Source organism: Sphingobacterium sp. ML3W, from assembly GCF_000747525.1.
In the GTDB taxonomy this organism is placed as follows: domain Bacteria; phylum Bacteroidota; class Bacteroidia; order Sphingobacteriales; family Sphingobacteriaceae; genus Sphingobacterium.
In genome coordinates, this window is sequence record NZ_CP009278.1 from 2,407,341 (window position 1) to 2,424,294 (window position 16,954).

General features: G+C 36.4%; 15 protein-coding genes. 11 read left to right on the forward strand and 4 right to left on the reverse strand.

Annotation, left to right across the window (positions count from 1 at the left end; translation table 11 throughout):
* Positions 1-28: 28 nt before the first annotated feature.
* The 7 genes from KO02_RS10210 to KO02_RS23970 all read left to right on the forward strand — a co-directional run bounded on the left by KO02_RS10210 (position 29) and on the right by KO02_RS23970 (position 9,131).
* On the forward strand, positions 29-397 hold the full coding sequence (locus KO02_RS10210; protein WP_038702480.1) for a DUF2200 domain-containing protein: 369 nt from the start codon (positions 29-31) through the stop codon (positions 395-397).
* A gap of 369 nt (positions 398-766) precedes the next feature.
* The gene (locus tag KO02_RS10215) at positions 767-1,303 is read left to right on the forward strand and encodes a sigma-70 family RNA polymerase sigma factor (RefSeq protein ID WP_038698040.1); all 537 of its coding nucleotides are present in this window, start codon (positions 767-769) and stop codon (positions 1,301-1,303) included.
* A gap of 39 nt (positions 1,304-1,342) precedes the next feature.
* A complete protein-coding gene (locus KO02_RS10220; protein WP_038698042.1) occupies positions 1,343-2,380 on the forward strand; it encodes a FecR family protein in 1,038 nt (345 codons plus the stop codon).
* Between the two features lie 23 nt (positions 2,381-2,403).
* Positions 2,404-5,727 carry a SusC/RagA family TonB-linked outer membrane protein gene (locus tag KO02_RS10225; RefSeq protein WP_038698044.1) on the forward strand — a complete coding sequence of 1,108 codons (3,324 nt, stop codon included), beginning with the start codon at positions 2,404-2,406 and terminating at the stop codon, positions 5,725-5,727.
* A gap of 80 nt (positions 5,728-5,807) precedes the next feature.
* Positions 5,808-7,577, forward strand: a complete 1,770-nt coding sequence (locus tag KO02_RS10230; RefSeq protein WP_038702482.1) for a RagB/SusD family nutrient uptake outer membrane protein — start codon at positions 5,808-5,810, stop codon at positions 7,575-7,577.
* Positions 7,578-7,935: 358 nt separating this feature from the next.
* Positions 7,936-8,856: a hypothetical protein gene (locus tag KO02_RS10235; RefSeq protein ID WP_038698046.1), complete on the forward strand. Its 921-nt coding sequence runs from the start codon at positions 7,936-7,938 to the stop codon at positions 8,854-8,856.
* A gap of 98 nt (positions 8,857-8,954) precedes the next feature.
* Positions 8,955-9,131, forward strand: a complete 177-nt coding sequence (locus KO02_RS23970) for a quinol oxidase subunit 4 (protein WP_200878631.1) — start codon at positions 8,955-8,957, stop codon at positions 9,129-9,131.
* Between the two features lie 135 nt (positions 9,132-9,266).
* On the opposite strand, the gene KO02_RS10240 is transcribed toward KO02_RS23970, so the two are convergent.
* Entirely contained in the window at positions 9,267-10,010 is a 744-nt protein-coding gene (locus KO02_RS10240) for a DUF1080 domain-containing protein (protein WP_038698048.1), read from the reverse strand.
* 374 nt (positions 10,011-10,384) lie between these two features.
* On the opposite strand from KO02_RS10240, the gene KO02_RS22745 reads away from it, so the two are divergent.
* The 3 genes from KO02_RS22745 to KO02_RS10255 all read left to right on the forward strand — a co-directional run bounded on the left by KO02_RS22745 (position 10,385) and on the right by KO02_RS10255 (position 12,755).
* Positions 10,385-11,164 (forward strand): hypothetical protein, encoded by a 780-nt coding sequence (locus KO02_RS22745; RefSeq protein ID WP_051959858.1) that lies wholly within the window; start codon positions 10,385-10,387, stop codon positions 11,162-11,164.
* A 42-nt stretch (positions 11,165-11,206) separates the two neighbouring features.
* Complete coding sequence (locus KO02_RS10250; protein ID WP_038698050.1) at positions 11,207-12,013, forward strand: class I SAM-dependent methyltransferase; 807 nt, start codon at positions 11,207-11,209, stop codon at positions 12,011-12,013.
* 112 nt (positions 12,014-12,125) lie between these two features.
* The gene (locus tag KO02_RS10255) at positions 12,126-12,755 is read left to right on the forward strand and encodes a hypothetical protein (protein WP_038698052.1); all 630 of its coding nucleotides are present in this window, start codon (positions 12,126-12,128) and stop codon (positions 12,753-12,755) included.
* Between the two features lie 746 nt (positions 12,756-13,501).
* Here KO02_RS10255 and KO02_RS23555 read toward each other — a convergent pair.
* The gene (locus KO02_RS23555) at positions 13,502-13,654 is read right to left on the reverse strand and encodes a lmo0937 family membrane protein (RefSeq protein ID WP_144243300.1); all 153 of its coding nucleotides are present in this window, start codon (positions 13,652-13,654) and stop codon (positions 13,502-13,504) included.
* A gap of 888 nt (positions 13,655-14,542) precedes the next feature.
* Between KO02_RS23555 and KO02_RS10260 the strand changes: the two genes are divergently transcribed.
* Entirely contained in the window at positions 14,543-15,049 is a 507-nt protein-coding gene (locus KO02_RS10260; RefSeq protein WP_038698054.1) for a sigma-70 family RNA polymerase sigma factor, read from the forward strand.
* A gap of 232 nt (positions 15,050-15,281) precedes the next feature.
* Here the strand turns inward: KO02_RS10260 and KO02_RS23770 are convergent, their stop codons facing one another.
* Both KO02_RS23770 and KO02_RS10265 read right to left on the reverse strand, forming a co-directional pair.
* Positions 15,282-15,449: a hypothetical protein gene (locus KO02_RS23770; protein ID WP_158500282.1), complete on the reverse strand. Its 168-nt coding sequence runs from the start codon at positions 15,447-15,449 to the stop codon at positions 15,282-15,284.
* A gap of 26 nt (positions 15,450-15,475) precedes the next feature.
* Entirely contained in the window at positions 15,476-16,681 is a 1,206-nt protein-coding gene (locus tag KO02_RS10265) for a glycosyltransferase family 4 protein (RefSeq protein ID WP_051959859.1), read from the reverse strand.
* Positions 16,682-16,954: the final 273 nt, after the last annotated feature.

The following is a 16,954-nucleotide window of genomic DNA, read 5'->3' on the forward strand; positions in this document are numbered from 1 at the left end:
AGATAATGGAATACTAAATAAACCGGTAATGAAAAATAATATTGCTCATGACGAGCGCATTGCCCATTTGACTTTTGCTTCGGTTTACCCGCATTATCTTGCGAAAGTAGAGAAGAAAGGTAGAACAAAAGAAGAGCTCCAGCAGGTGATAGCTTGGCTTACTGGTTTTGACGACAAGATGTTGGAGGAACAGATCACGAATAAAGTAACTTTTGAAACATTTTTTCAAAATGCAGTGTTAAATCCCAATGCAGAACTGATCAAGGGCGTGATATGTGGCTATCGTGTAGAAGATATTGAAAATCCATTGACGCAAAAGGTCAGGTATTTGGATAAAATTATAGACGAGTTAGCTAAAGGGAAAAAGATGGAAAAGATTATGCGCAGTACGCAATAACTATCGAATTTGGGCTATAGATATAAACAGGCGTAACTTAAGTTCATTCGTGCGATCTGTTATTTTAAAATCGTTTAGGATTATATAAGCCTAAACGATTTTGTGGTTTTATTATTGATATTATTTCAAATAAACTTATCTTATTTTAATAAAAGGGTTCTCTAAATGGAGGAAAAAAAATCTAATTTCAATATTTGTCCTTATCAGATACTAATAATGAGCTGTAACCTATAATGCTATATTTTATAACCTGATAATCCCTTTGATAATTCCACTATATTAGGAATTTTACTGTAATTATGAAGAGTAGTCTTTAATGCATATATTAGTATGATACTAATCACATTAGTCACCATACTAATCTAAATCATGCCTAAACAAGCCTTAATTTCGAATTCGGAATTTGAGTATATTTATGAAAAATGGAATAAAAGAGTTTATCACTATGCATTGAGCAAAACTTCTTCGACGTATATTTCGGAAGAGGTTGTGCAAAGGGTTTTTATTAAATTGTGGGATAATCTTTATACTAAAAAGGTAACCGTCGAATTAGAATCTCAATTATTTTGCATCGCTAGAACTACGTTATTAGATATCCTAAAAGAGGAACGCAAGCGACAAATTATATTGGAAGAACCCTATTTACAGGAGTCCGTGCAAACACCGTCTGAACTCTATCGATTGAAAGAAATCAGTGCGCACTATGAGCGGGTTGTGGATGGTATGCCTCCTTCTAGAAAAAGGATTTTTTTACTTAGTCGGTTCGACAATTTAAGTTATAAAGAGATTGCCAGCCGCTTGGCAATATCACCGAAGACTGTTGAAAATCATATTTCCCTAGCACTTAAGGCATTGAAAAAAATATTCTTCCTGTTTCTATCGGCTCTTCTATTATTCTTAAAATAATTTTGGGGGTAAGGGACGATTCTGTCGTATTCTTATTATATGAAGATTACGTCAGAATTAGTTAATCGTTACTTAAAGAATCAATGTTCTGCAGAGGAGGCTACGTATTTGGAAAATTATATCCGATATGGAGATCCAAACTTAGAGACACTGCTTCCTGAGGAAGATTGGAATTCGGTAGATGGAGATCTTGATTATGCCAATCAAGAAGATATACTAAAAAACATATTTGCTAGTATAGAAAAAAATAGAATCCGTATTCATAGAATCCGTATTTTTATTAACCTATCTAAAGTTGCGGCAGCCTTTATTTTGTTTCTGGGAGTTTATGGAATCCTAAATCAGTTCACGAAAACACTGGTTTCAGTTCATAGTGAAACGGCTACTATGAGCATTAATTCGACTGAAAGCAGCAACTTATATTACATCAATTCAGGAAATGACATCATGACTCTGACTGCAAGTGATGGCTCTATCATTACCCTCTATCCAAAATCAGAAATTAAATACCCGGAAGATTTCAGTAACCTAAAAGAAAGGATTCTTTATTTAAAAGGTAAGGCCAAGTTTAATGTGACCAAGGATATAAATAAACCATTTAGAGTGCATTCGACAGGAGTGACAACTACAGCTTTGGGAACGATATTCATCGTTGATGAGTTAAGATCGACGCAGACACAGGTTAAGTTATTGGAAGGGAAGATAGAAGTGAAGGCCCAAGCTGCTAACGAGCAACGAAATCTAGTACGTACCATTATGCCAAATGAAGAAATCACATTAGACCATCATGATTTAACGATAGTACAGGAAGTGAAAGTACATAAATCAGGAATAGATCGGGGTGGATATTTTCTTCAAAATGCTGCTGTTATCCAATTTAAGAATATTGCTTTAGAAGATGTGATTAATGTCCTGATTCAAAATTATGACATAGATCTTCATTATGATAAAAGAAAAATCAGTAATAAATTTTATAGTGGTCATTTTAACAATACAAAACAAGTCTACAAAGAAATCATTCAAGAGATTAATTATTTACATCATGTAGAAATCAGTTATACCTTTCCAAATAAATAAACACTTATATCAAAACGCTAATTATGAACATTTTTTTTTCCAAAAAGCATCAATTGATGACGATGCTGTTCCTGAGGACTAGGAACCCTCAGACTAACTGGGCCCTTCGCTTGGGTGTGCTGGGTATTGTCAGCATGAGTTGCCAGGTCGGATTTGCACAATCGACAGCTTCCGTTAACGGCGTGGTCAGGGATGCGAGTAATCATCCAATTACAGGAGCAACTGTTAGTATTGAAAATCTGACAAGTAAATTTAAGCAGGTCAATACAACAAATGATGATGGCATGTTTTCATTTGAACGCATTCCAGAAGGGCAGGGATATGTCATCACGATCAGCTATGTGGGCTTTAAAACCAAAGTGCTCAATAATTACAATATTGACTCCAAGGATAAAGTTGCCATAACGGTTGCACTGGATCAAGAGCAAGAAAGTCTGGAAGAGGTAGTCATAGTAGGGTATGGGAAGCAACGTAAAGCAAACATAACGGGTTCGGTCGCTTCTGTTAATGCAGATCAATTGAAGAATATTGCTCCCTCAAATCTATCCAATACCTTAGCAGGACGAGCGGCAGGGATTAATGTGACCAATACTTCCGGTATGGCTGGGGCTTCTTCTAGTTTGCGTATACGAGGTAGCTTTGCAGAACCCTTATATGTTATCGACGGAATCGTTCGAGATAAAGCGGCTTTTGATGCTCTGGAGGCCAATGAGGTCGATCAGATGAGTTTTCTGAAGGATGCCGCTACTGCTGCGGTGTATGGTACGCGAGCTGGAAATGGAGTTGTCGTGGTAACAACGAAAAAGGGGTCTGCTCAAGAACCTGTTTTCAATGTACAAAGCAATTATACTTTCGGTGCACCCACTCAAACACTTTTGGCGGATATTACTACAGCAGCAGATGAGTTGACCTATCAAAATAGAGTTTCTCAATTTAATTGGGAAAATGGAGATCGTTCTAAGCCTTGGGTAGCACCTAATGGACAGACCGAGTTCGACTATTTTAAAGATAAAGATTACAGCGTCAATGATGTGATCTGGAGGAATCCGTTTAGCCATAGACAATCAATTTCAGTTGCCGGTGGAGGAGATCGGATTACCTATTATAATTTGGTTAGTTACCGTAAAGAAAATGGGTCGTACCAATCTTTAGATCACGAAAAGTTCAATTTAAGAAGTAACGTTAGCGCTAAAATTTCAGATGATTTTACCATAGATGTCAATATATCTGCCAACCAGACTAATTCTAAACGGTTTTATTGGCCATTCAGTACTGCGGCAGAGGATGATGATTTTGATGTTTCGGATTTTTATCGGGTCACTTTCAATTGGCCAAAGATGTATCCATTTTACCTCAATGCCGATGGTTCTCCCAGTAATTCACGCACGGATTTTCCAGTCCAGACTCCTATGGGAAGCTGGCAGGCTTGGAATGTAATCGATCAAGTGATGGGAGATCGTTATATCGACCGTAAGGTGCGACAAGTTAATCCGATTATGACCCTAAATTATAAATTGGATAAACTTGTAGAGGGCTTGTCTACCAAAGTGGTCGGTAGTTATCTAGCACAAGATTATATGCGGAAACGATTCATGACGTTCCAGAAGAATTATACGTTCACGTCATTGAATCCTGATGGTAATCGATTCATTCCCGCACCTCCTTCTGAAGATAAGGTGAATATATTTACGTTCAGTCAGGCACAACCATTTATGGATTATTCTCCTGAGCGGGAATGGGAATACCAAGTCAACTGGTTCTTGAACTATAACCTGAAATTCAATAAACATACCATCGACGCTTTACTGGTCTATGAACAATTTAAAGCGGGAGGTACATATGTGAATTCGCGTGCTGAAAATCCAATTGTGAGTTTAGATCAGATGTTCATCTATCCAACAGATCGTAATTTTAGATCGACAAATGCATATGAAAGTATCAATTCGAGAAGAGGGATCATCGGACGAGCGAACTATAATTATTCGGATAAGTATATTGCAGAATTTTCGTTCCGATATGATGGATCTCCGCTGTTTCCAGGAGACAAACGTTGGGGATTGTTCCCATCCGTATCTGCGGCTTGGCGTGTATCTGAAGAAGGTTTCTTTTCCAATATTAAAAACACTTTCAGTGACTTGAAGCTTAGAGCTTCTTATGGTACTACAGGAAATGATTTGAATGTCAATGCCGAAAGAATTGGACAATTTCTTTATCAAGAAAAATATAGACCGTCTGGCGGGTACATGTTTGGAGACCGCTACTATAATGGTGTAGCTTATGGAGCGACTCCTACTCAAAACCTGACGTGGACGACTTCTAAGAGTGTCAATATTGGTGTAGATTTTGGTTTTATCAATAACAAATTGACGGGTTCTTTGGATGTATTCAACCGTAAAGAAACGGATATCTTGGGTCCACGGTCGCTGACTGTTCCGGACAATTATGGACGGGAACTAGCTCCGGAGAATTATGCTGCAAGAAGTTATAAAGGTGGCGAGATATCCCTAAATTGGAATGACCGTATAGGAGAAGTGTCTTATGGCCTGACTGCAAATATGGGGTATGCAAAAGACCGTTGGGATATATACGATGAAGAACCTTCGTACGGCCCTGATGGGACTCAAAATTTCAGGACCCGTATCGGAAGACCTGAAAATCGGATCATCGGTCTTGAGGCTGTCGATCTAGTGAGGACACAGCAGCAGCTCGATGAACTGAAAGATCAAGGTTTCAAAACCTACGGACGTGATCCATATTTGGGCATGATTATGTATAAAGATATTCGAGGAGCCAACTATTCGGACACACCGGATGGGAAGATCGATGATAACGATATGATGTTGCTTTCTGAAAACAATACGCCCCGAATCAATTATGGCTTTGGGTTGAATGCCAATTGGAAAGGGTTTTCAGTTTCAGCATTGCTTCAGGGGGTATTGGCCTATGACCGGATCATCAGCAATCAAGAAGGAGGAGGAATGCGCCAGCATGGGGGTGCTTTCCGACCATATTATCCCATATGGGCTGGCGATGTATGGACTTCAGAAAATGAAGACGCACAATATCCAAGGGTCGTAGGTTCAAACTGGGCAGAGGCAGGTACTGGCACTTCGAGTTTCTGGATACGTAATGGCGCATATTTACGTTTACGTGATTTGAACATTTCTTATGGATTGCCAAAATCTGTTTCCGATGCCATGAAGATAAAAAGTGTGAACGTCTTCTTTAATGGAACAAATTTATTTGTACTATCACCAATGAAGGAATTTCATGATCCAGAACAAAAAATGTATGACTCTTATCCCGTCATGAAAACGTTCACATTAGGTTTGGACATTAAATTTTAAATGGAGTATGCAAGTTTATGCCACCATTGCGTGGACATATGCTCGTGAATGTTCTACTATTATTACTAAATTTTATTCTAATGAAAATTATATTTTATCCCATAATAGCCCTTTTACTGGCCACATCATCTTGTAAAAATGTGCTTGATATCGAAGATCTCAATTCACTCGATGAAAGCAAGGTGTGGAATGATCCTAATTTAGTCAATGCCTATATTACCAATCTCTATCCGTTGTTTGGGAACTGGATTGCAGGTGCTGATGGTAACTCAGAACAATTGGTGGGTATTTCATTTCCCTTGGATGCTGTGACTGTAAATAATACAGCCTATAAGGCATGGGACTACACAACAATTAGAAAAATCAATACAGCTATTCATAAGGTTAACGAAAGTACAGGCTTAAGTTCTGATGTGAAAAATTCGGTATTGGGTCAGGCATTATTCATGAGAGCCTATATGTATTTCAATATGGTGAGGCATCATGGTGGAGTTCCCTATATCACGGTTCCGCAAGATTTGAAAAAGGACGATTTGCAGACGCCTAGAAATACAACTAAAGAATGTTTTGATTTGCTGATTAAGGACTTGGATGCTGCAATCGCACTATTACCGGCTACAATAGAAAAGGGTTCGGAAGATTATGGACGTATTGATGGCAATTTTGCTGTAGCATTTAAAGCCAAAGTGTTGCTATATAAAGCTTCCCCACAGTTTAACCCATCAAACCCTTATGGCAATGCTTATTGGACAGAAGCTCATGCAGCCAATAAAACGGCGTACGATCGATTGAAAGCTAATGGTTATGCTTTAACTGAAGACTATGCACAGATTGCGATTCAGGAAAAGGGACCAGAGGTTGTCTTTGCAGTTATAAATTCCTACCCCAATAAGGTCGCCAATTGGGATAATGGTGTTCGACCGGGTTCGGAAAGCCGCGGACCTGCATCAGCAGTGCCTTCTTGGGATTTTGTAAAGACTTTCCCTATGAAAGATGGTAAACTTTTTTCAGATGCTACAGGGAAATACCATAAGACCAATGATGATTTCTTACAATCTTATTGGGAAAATAGAGATCCTAGATTTGATAAATCCATCGTTTGGAATGGAAAAATTTATGAAGTCTCTGGAAAAGCAGGTAAGAGACAGTACACTTCTGTGGGTATAGCGGCCGATCTGGATAATTTTGGGGTCAATCCAAAAGCTAAAACGCCATCGGAGAACTTAAGTCGCTATAGTGGTTTTTTTATTCTTAAAAATTCTAAACTCTCCTTGAAACAAACAGAGGTGGAGACTCAATATGATGTTGATTTTGTATTGATGCGCTTTGCAGAGGTGATGATGAATTATGCCGAAACAGCAAACGAAACCGGCGACTTCAATACCGCTTTGGATATTATGAAACAAATCCGCCAACGCGCAGGAATCGAAATTGGATCTGATGGGAAATATGGTATCACGGCTTCCAATCGTTCGGAAATGCGAGATGCAATCTTGGCGGAACGTAATATCGAGTTCTGTTTTGAAGGACATCGATTCTGGGATTTGAGAAGAGCACGTAAATTGAATACCCTCAATAATACAACTAAATATGGAGTAGAGGCAATTGCTATCAACGATAATGGAACTGAGATGGATTTGGATGTAGCTGTTGATTTGGCTAAAAGTTACAATTTGAAAGAAAATCAATTTAAATATAGCGTATTGCAGGTTCCTAATACAGGAAATAAGGTGAACCTGGTACCCGATACTTATTATTTCTTTCCAATAGCACAATCTGTTATTGATAAGAATAGTAAAATTCAACAAAATAAGGACTGGGGCGGGACATTCAATCCGACTATGGAATAATTTGATTTTAATGCATATTATATTATAATTATGCTATTTTAAAGTGAAATATCGTTATTCAGAAATAATATCAAGAAGGGTAGGCTGTTGTCGAATGATGACAGCCTATTTTTTGCTTTACTTGAGGATAAACAATCCATCATTTAAAAACAATCGTCCTTATCATACTTGTGGCAGATATAGCAGAGGTTAAACTAGCTTATCGTCTGTTTTCATCCGAAATTATTGTATATATAAAAACGATTAATCATCTTTACTTAGTAATTATACTTGAACAAAAAAGCTCAAAATGAGTTGGTCGGTTATTTTGATCGGTAACATCGATTTTCAATTTATAGATTAATATTTTTTGCACGAAATGAAAACAACATATGAACAAATAGTCGACAGCCAGTATATTGCTTCTCCTGAGGCACGAGGGAATATTCCTGAAATCCTGTCACTTGCAGGACATGAAAGTTTCTCTCCTGCTGCTGCCGATGAGAAACGGACGCTTCTTTTAGCAATTGATGTACAAAATGATTTTATGGAAAACATCGGTAGTCTTCCTGTAGCAGGTTCGAAAGGTGATGTACAACGCCTGACGCAATGGATGTATCGTAATGTGGCGTCGTTGACTCAGGTTATATGTAGTCTTGATTGTCATTCATTGTTGCAGATATTTCACCCAGGATGGTGGCTAGATCAAGAGGGCAGGCACCCCGATCCCTTTACCACTATTACCTATACCGACGTTGTAAATGGTCTATGGAGTGTTGCAAATGGAGAATCAGAACGCTCGCTAGCGTACCTCCGTAATTTAGAGTTGTCAGATAGAAAACAGCTTTGTATATGGCCTCATCACTGTCTGGAGGGAACATATGGTGCTATGCTCGAAAGCCAATTTACGTATATGCTTTACTTCCACGCAGCGGCACGTAAGACCCGACCGATATTAGTTTATAAAGGGCAAAACCCGTATACCGAAATGTACGGAATCATTAAGGCGGAGTATGATAACGATAATTATATCAACCAAACGGTATTGGATGCCGTAGGCCAGTATGATGCTATTTATATCGCAGGCGAAGCTTCTAGTCACTGCGTATTAGCCTCAACCTTACAAATTCTCGAACATTTTGCCGATAACAGGGCTATTACTTCACGCATTACGCTATTGGTCGATTGTATGTCGCCAATTTCTGGTTTTGAAAAGGGTACTTTAAAGCAGTTTGATGAACTGAAAGATAGATACGGTATTCAAATCAGAAATTCTACAGATGTAAGTTTAAGTGTTTAGGCTAATTTTAAGATTTGTTCTACGCACTTTAATAACAGATATTACTCATTCATGGCTGTTTGGCACGTTAATAGATAATTATATACTTAAATTTAAATATGAAAAAGATATGTTTAATATTCGGTTTGGCAACAATCCTCCTCACCACTTCATGTTATAGCATTAGAACAGCGGGAAATAGCGGTAAGGTTCCTCCAGGGCAAGCAAAAAAAATAACAGGTTCAAAATCTGCCAAACCTTATGCTCCTGGGCAGCAACATAGAAAAAAGAATTGATCTATTGCATTGTGTAAAGTATTAGAAAAGATTCAATAAGTTCAAATGAAATCATGGATATTTTATTATAAAATTACCTTAAAAAAAAGGGGGCGAATTTGCATAAATTCGCCCCCTTTTTTAAGGTATAGTATTTTAAAGGCGTCTGATCCAGATATTACGGAAGCTGACCTTATCGCCGTGGTCCTGTAATACGATTGGGCCAGGGCCATGAACCAAGGTTTTTGGCAATCCGATGTATTCTGTAGTTCCTTCGATCTGCGTATTGTACTGTACCACTATACCATTGTGCAAGATGGTTACAATACCTTTTTTTATTAAAATACCATCTGCGTTGAATCGAGGTGCAGTATATAAGATATCATAGGTATGCCATTGTCCAGCAGATTTCACTGCAGATACAAGTGGAGGTTGTTGTTTGTATATCGAGCCAGCTTGACCGTTTACGTAGGTAGGATTATTGTTGTTGTCCAACACCTGTATTTCGTAATGTCCTTGTAAAAATATACCGCTATTTCCACGTCCTTGGCCTTCGCCCTTAATTACCTCCGGACTTTTCCATTCGATATGCAGTTGGAAGTCTTCAAAGTTTTCTTTTGTTTGAATATCCCCAGATTGTGGCGTACACGTCAATATGCCATTTTCGATATTCCATGGAGCTTCGCTCTGTATGTCTTTTGCGCTTACCCATTGGTTGAGGTTAGTGCCATCAAAAAGCACGATAGCATCTGAAGGAGCTTGATTTTCTGAAGTAGTCACCGTTCGGATAATCGGGGTATAGAATTCGGTGTCCTGCGGTTGGAACTTGGTCTGCGCATAGGTTAGGGTGCTGATTAAACTCAAGCAAAGGATACCAGAGGTTTTGTATATTCTGTTCATGTTTTAATTGATTGATTATACGTAAATATATGAAATCATCTATAAATGTAATATGATTTACTAAGATTTTGTTGTTATTCATGTATAGCTGGGATGAATTGATTTGTTCTCATGAAATAAATCAAAAATCTATAAACGCGTATCCAATCGTCAACTATTTTAAAAAAATCAATGTAATATTTATAAAAATTATAGGTGAGCTTTTGATCCAATATAAGGATTTACTAAGAAATCAATAGCATAAAAGACAGTATATTATTGTTGTAAAAATGAATTAAGCCGATGAGATAGGGCAACAAAAAGCTAATTTTATACAATATGTCAGTAATAAAAATTAAATTTATAAAAACTGATTACACTTAGAAATAGGAAATATGAAAAAGCTAATCGTATTATCATTTGTATTATTGACAATAATAGGCTGCAGAAATAAGGAGTCAACAACAAAGAATTCCAATGCTGAGACGCAGGAGGTTTCTGAAGTGAGTATAAGCCCAATTAATTTAGGATGTTATGTTTTTGACGATAATAAAAGCACGATCTCTTTGGAAATCACCGAGAATGTGCATGAGAACGAGGTTAAGGGAAATCTAACTTATGCTTTGGCAGAAAAGGATAAAAACTCGGGGAGCTTTATAGGACAATTAAAGAACGGTATTTTGGTCGCAGATTATACTTTTCAATCTGAGGGAATTCAATCGATTCGACAAATTGCTTTTAAAGTAAACGGAGATACGCTTATTGAAGGATATGGTGAGTTGAATCCTGAAGGTACGGCTTTTAAAGACATAGATAGTATACAATTTGTATCGACTATGCCACTCGTAAAAAGCGAATGTACTAAACAACGAGTAGCTTGCTTGTATGAGGAGGGAAAAGTATATTCTGAGATAGAACAATCTTGTTTAACATTGGCGACCTTAAAAACTAAGCTAAATCCCTTAGAAAACGGTGCGAGGATTGACGGAATCGCTGCCTATTTAATATTCAGTTCAGATAATACCAAAGCTGAAATTTTTCTACCAAAATCCAACACAGGTATTGTATTGGAAAAATCAGGAGAAGGTAATTGGGTATCTAAAAACTTTACGCTATCTGCTTGGAAGGGATATGTTTTATTAGAAAATGGGGTCGCTATTTATGCTGGTCAGTAATGCGATACATCCATCATTTATTTTTATAGAATAGCAGATTTAATGAATCCGATAGACAATTACATTGCCATAAACCGACAGTCTTGGAATAACAGGACAGACGCACATTTAAAGTCTGAATTTTACGATTTGGACAGTTTTTTGAAAGGGGAAACATCACTTAATGACATTGAACTAGCACTCCTCGGAGATGTAAAAGAAAAGACTATTCTGCACCTGCAATGCCATTTCGGTCAAGATACAATTTCACTGAGTAGACTTGGAGCTAGCGTGACAGGTGTTGATTTAGCAGATAAAGCCATTTTAAACGCAAGGAGGATTGCCGCCGATACAAATTCGAATACACAATTTATCTGTTGTGATATTTACGATTTACCAAACCATTTGCAACTGCGGTTTGACATTGTTTACACGAGTTATGGTACCATTGGGTGGTTGCCAGATCTTGATAAATGGGCTCAAATTATCGCCAAATATTTAAAACCTGGAGGAAAGTTCGTTTTTGTGGAGTTTCATCCAGTTGTGTGGATGTTTGACGACAGCTTTGAAAAAGTAGGGTATAGTTATTTTAATTCAGGTGCAATCTTAGAAACAGAAAGTGGTACGTATGCTGACCGGTCCGCAGACATCACACAAGAGTATGTTATGTGGAATCACGGACTTAGTGAAGTGATGAGCAGCTTGATAAATAATGGATTTGAAATCAACACTTTCGAAGAGTTTGATTATTCACCCTATAATTGTTTCAATAATACAATTGAACTGGCACCAAAAAAATATAGGATTGCACATTTGGGTAATAAAATTCCAATGGTTTATGCGTTAGTTGCGACAAAGAAAGGAGTATAGAAATGATACGATATACCGCACTATGGTTTCATTGAAATACTACCAGCAATGCAAGTAGACAATAATCAGTAATTGTAATAACGAGAAATCGATAACATCTAAAAAATTATAAATGATAAATAATCTAACATTCAAAACGATAATAACAGGTAGTATAATTTGGCTATTAAGTTCGTGCTCGCAACCCACAGGAGACAACTATATCGGTTATTGGGTTGAAAAAGACAAAAAGCTTACTGAAGCCGTCGAAATCAGAAAAGATGGACAGAAACTTTATTTAATTGCGGAAAACATCGAAGTACCCGCCAGTTATAATAAGGAAGATAAAACATTAAAAGCAGAGATTTCCAATGGATTAGCTACTGTTGCTATTGTTATGAATCTTCAAGAAGAAACCGGTATGCTCAAGGTGAGTATGGGGAATAAGTCCGAAGAGATGACGCGGATAAGTAAAGAAGAAGCGGAGCAACGAAAAACGTATATTGCTTCTTACTATAATCCAGATTTCTTTGTCGGTGGCTGGAAGAGTGACGTTGCACAAGAAGATCCTTTTAATATCATAAAAGAAGGGGATACCTATTATTATGTTGGTAGTTTCTTAGGCAAGAAGGCGATGAAGTATGACGAAAAAAATCATAACTTCAAATATCAAATAGGTTTTACCACATTAACTTTGCGTCGTTCTGGAGACAATGAGATTACTGGAAATGGAAATCGTGTGTATCGAAAAGTAAAGAGATAATTCATCCAGATTAGCATTGTATATATAATTAAATACTATCCATATTACGAAGTGGATAAAAAATAATTGTAGGATGGTCATGATTTTTTTCTTTGATATACTCATCCCAAGAAGTCCATTGCCCAGTAAGTTCTTTGTTTAAAGAGGATGGGTATTGGTATAGATTGACTCACGATGTTACTAGCAGGTCAAACGACTATTCAAGAAGTATTGTTGTTCCCTCAAATGCGTCCTGAAGCTTAATAAAAGGATGTTTTAATTGGTGTTCAGGAAAATCGGAAGTTTTGAACTGGCTGTAGGACTTTGTCAATTATAAAAGTATTCATAATAAAAACAACCACTATTCTTTGGATAAATTTTTATAAAAGTCAAATAGACAAATCTATAAAAATTAATTTTCCTTTATATGGGAAAAATTGATAAAATATTTTCTATATTTGTAAAAATAGCTATGTATTGAGATGTTATTACGGATGAAATGCTGATTGATTTCTCCTATATTACAAACTATTTTGTCTAAATGACGCAAGCTATGGACCAAGTGTATTAAGCAGCAAAGTGTATGCTGCAATAAGATTTTTAGTGGGTTAAGTTTATTTACAAGTAGAGAAAGAGTCATGTGAGCAATTGCATGGCTTTTTTTTTGAAAAAACTAGACAATTTCCTCGAGATTAGGTAGGGGAGTGCAAAATACTAATCTCGAAGTTCTTGCAAATTGTCTAGTCAATTGATGTTAATATTATTTATTATACATTACCCCGAATTACTCGTAGTAAAATAACGATAATGGCGATGACTAATAAGGCATGGATGATACCCCCAGTAAAGAAGCCTCCTAAAAAACTAATAGCCCAAATAATGACTAAAATAACAGCGATGATGTATAATAAATTTCCCATAATATTTATATATTTTTTTAATTTGATTTAATAGACTTCCTTATTTTATATTATTAATTTCACGTAATACATTTCAGTACACTGACAAAAATGAATTTCTTTTTTTATAAAAGAATTTGGCAGACAGATATGTTATTTGGTAAGACGTTTAGTAAAGATTTACCTATAGAAAACTAATAGCCAACTCTAAAAATATTACATTTTGCACCTTTAAAGATTGCTAATAATAATGCTATCTCAACATTGAATAATGTATCTGTATTAAAGTTCATATCCAAATTCAATAATAGATTGAAATGTTTACATTATAACACCACAGTGCCTTGTTGGTTTTGAATTTAACAGAAAACCCGTATAAAATGAGTTTTGACCCAATTTAAACGAGAAAGTCGAGATTAATACTGCATGATATGTATAAAATTAAAAGATAGACAAACCACGAGGTATACAAACTTTTAAAATAACAACCTGGTCATTTTTTTGTTAATAATGAAATTAATTGGAATGTGATTTTTTGAAAATAGTTTTTTTTCCAAGGTTGTACACAGAAGTAGACAGTCAACTCCGTGTTTTTAAAGTACCATTTTTTACTGAGATACAGGATTGACTTATATTTAGGGCTGCACGCTTGTTAAATACCCGAGAAAAGCGTATAAATGCCCTCCAAAAAAGAAGGCCTACCGTGTAATAAATTATAATTTTCTACATACCCTACAATTCAATTCGTATTAATACCTGTTTTTTAGGATTTATTCAGGCATAAATAGCATGCTGTTTGTCTTATATTAAGCAGCACTCTATAGTGTGACTTAAATCACATTGATTTTGCCCGTTTAATTTAATAAGTATTAACATTAAAGTACGCAGGTACGAAAAAAAACTATCCTTATGACGAAGACAGAATTTAACATGAAAGTAATCGAGCAGACAAATGAGCTTAAAGGTTTTGCCCTACGTTTCACTAATGATCATGACGAAGTCAACGATTTACTACAGGACACGATGCTTAAAGCGGTAAGTTATTTTCGTAATTTTCAAGAGGGGTCAAACCTGAAAGCTTGGCTTTATACTATTATGCGCAATACCTTTATAAACAATTATAGACGTGTTACTAAAAGCCGCTCTTTTATTACAACAGAAGATGAGATAGGTCCTGCTAATCTCTATTTTTCGTCTGTAAGTAATGGTGGAGAAGAAAAATTTATATCAGAAGATATTCAAAATGCACTGAATGAATTGGATGAAGGATTTTATGTGCCTTTTACCATGCTATTTGAGGGGTATAAGTATAATGAGATTGCAGAGCACCTCAATATTCCAATAGGGACGGTTAAGACGCGTATCCATATTGCGCGTAAAAAACTAAAAGGGAGTTTGGCAAATTATAAGAATTAATAAGATTATTTTACAGGTTTAAAATAAAAGGGCTATTCATTTTTTAAAATTGTGAATAGCCCTTTATTTTTCATCATTGGCATCATCTGTTAGAAGCTAAGTCGACCAACTCGGTTCTATTGACGAAAGAGCTAGGTTCTGTGAATCAAAAAGATATTCAGAAACTGATATAATCTACTTGCATCCCCAGCCTAAGTAAGAATTAACTTTTTCTTTATGCATGCTAAGCTCGCTATTTATCATCATGATTATCTACCTGGTTCGGATTGGGTGGTAGGGGATTTGTATCTTTTTCAGACTGTGAGCCGGTATCGCTCTTTACTTTGGTCTGTGGGCGGTCAGCAATATTTTTTTTCTTCTTTAATTTTTCTGATTCTGATTTGAATGTTTGTTTTTTCATGAGTTTTGTATTGAATGATATTTATTTTAAGAAGATAATCGATTTTGATTTTCAAATAATGACGTAATTGTATGCTTTTGGACATCTCTTTCCAGACATATCGTTGATGATGCTTTTTTCGCACATAAGTTTTCAGCAAGTTCCAACTGTCGTTTTCCGACTGTTTCCCATAACATTTGCTTACCATATTGAGCCGCATTATTTCGGTACCGTTCTAGCTTATATGGGTTTTCTAATAATCCATTGATAACGGTTGCAAGAGCATCTGAATCATTGAATGGAAAAAAAAGCCCTCTATTATCTGCGAGTAAATCGGTAGCATAACGGTATGGTGTGGAAATCACAGCTGCACCAGCCCCGAGGGCAAAAGATAACGTGCCACTACTGATTTGGTTTTCATTTGGATAAGGGGTCACATAAATATCGCAGGCTGTGAGGTATTGTTTCAATAATTCCTCTGTCGCAAAATGATTAACAAATTGAACTTTATGCCCGATACCGAGAGTCATAACGAGATCCATGAGTGTATTTCTGTAAGATTCCCCCTCTTCCCGAAGTGTATTGGGATGTGTAGAGCCTAATATTATATAAACGAAATTTTCCTCTTGGATTTTTGCTATGGCTTTAATCGCAGTTTCCAGTCCTTTACTTCTACCGACAAACCCAAAACTGAGCATGATTTTTTTATGTTCCAACCCCAATTTCTTTTTCGCCAAGCTTTGATTACCATCAAAACGCGGTACTCCGTGAGGAATGACGGAGACAGCCTCTTTGTCGATATGGAAGATGTTTTCTAACATCTCTACCGCTTTTTGTGTCATGACGGTAATTTTCGTACTAAGTTTAGCCAGTTGATTGAGAATGCGATATTCATTGGAATGGGGGGCCTGAAGTACCGTATGCAGATTGGTTATAACAGGAACTTTTAGTTTCACTAATAAATCTATGATATATTTGCCGGTTTCTCCTCCAAAAATACCATATTCATGCTGAATGATACAGGCATCATATCTTTCATTGATGAGTTGTGCTGCAGCAAAATAACTGTTGATATTTTCTTTGTCTATGATAAATACAACCTCTTGGGGGAAAACATACTCGGAACCATCGGAGATGGCGAATATTCCGTGTTTACCTATAGCATTGGCTGCCAATGAACGAAAGAGATCCTGCGTAAACGTAGCGATACCACACTGCCTTGGTGGGTATGTCCCGATGATTGCTATTTTCATATCTAAAAAAGTAAATTGTCAATGACTGCATTGCTTATGAGCATCTTTATTTTATGCTTCTGTTTAGTATATATAACAAAACAAAACCAAGTTATGTTCCACTGCTATGACGCATAATAAACAAACAGGCATTAATTCTTTTAGAGCAGGTATAAACATCAATTACTATTTATTTTATAAATTTTTTTAATTGTTAATTTCTAATATTTCTTGTAATTCAATAAATCATAATTTTGGCCACACTTATTGAGGAAAATGGTCTGGAAGAATATA

What these genes read in the sequence shown, in the direction of transcription:
- KO02_RS10250 (WP_038698050.1), top strand. Translation starts at nt 11,207, where the DNA reads ATGAATCCGATAGACAATTACATTGCCATAAACCGACAGTCTTGGAAT.
- KO02_RS10210 (WP_038702480.1), top strand. Translation starts at nt 29, where the DNA reads ATGAAAAATAATATTGCTCATGACGAGCGCATTGCCCATTTGACTTTT.
- KO02_RS10215 (WP_038698040.1), top strand. Translation starts at nt 767, where the DNA reads ATGCCTAAACAAGCCTTAATTTCGAATTCGGAATTTGAGTATATTTAT.
- KO02_RS10260 (WP_038698054.1), top strand. Translation starts at nt 14,543, where the DNA reads ATGACGAAGACAGAATTTAACATGAAAGTAATCGAGCAGACAAATGAG.
- KO02_RS23970 (WP_200878631.1), top strand. Translation starts at nt 8,955, where the DNA reads ATGAAAAAGATATGTTTAATATTCGGTTTGGCAACAATCCTCCTCACC.
- KO02_RS10240 (WP_038698048.1), bottom strand. Translation starts at nt 10,010, where the DNA reads ATGAACAGAATATACAAAACCTCTGGTATCCTTTGCTTGAGTTTAATC.
- KO02_RS22745 (WP_051959858.1), top strand. Translation starts at nt 10,385, where the DNA reads ATGAAAAAGCTAATCGTATTATCATTTGTATTATTGACAATAATAGGC.
- KO02_RS10230 (WP_038702482.1), top strand. Translation starts at nt 5,808, where the DNA reads ATGAAAATTATATTTTATCCCATAATAGCCCTTTTACTGGCCACATCA.
- KO02_RS23555 (WP_144243300.1), bottom strand. Translation starts at nt 13,654, where the DNA reads ATGGGAAATTTATTATACATCATCGCTGTTATTTTAGTCATTATTTGG.
- KO02_RS10255 (WP_038698052.1), top strand. Translation starts at nt 12,126, where the DNA reads ATGATAAATAATCTAACATTCAAAACGATAATAACAGGTAGTATAATT.
- KO02_RS23770 (WP_158500282.1), bottom strand. Translation starts at nt 15,449, where the DNA reads ATGAAAAAACAAACATTCAAATCAGAATCAGAAAAATTAAAGAAGAAA.
- KO02_RS10265 (WP_051959859.1), bottom strand. Translation starts at nt 16,681, where the DNA reads ATGAAAATAGCAATCATCGGGACATACCCACCAAGGCAGTGTGGTATC.
- KO02_RS10235 (WP_038698046.1), top strand. Translation starts at nt 7,936, where the DNA reads ATGAAAACAACATATGAACAAATAGTCGACAGCCAGTATATTGCTTCT.
- KO02_RS10225 (WP_038698044.1), top strand. Translation starts at nt 2,404, where the DNA reads ATGAACATTTTTTTTTCCAAAAAGCATCAATTGATGACGATGCTGTTC.
- KO02_RS10220 (WP_038698042.1), top strand. Translation starts at nt 1,343, where the DNA reads ATGAAGATTACGTCAGAATTAGTTAATCGTTACTTAAAGAATCAATGT.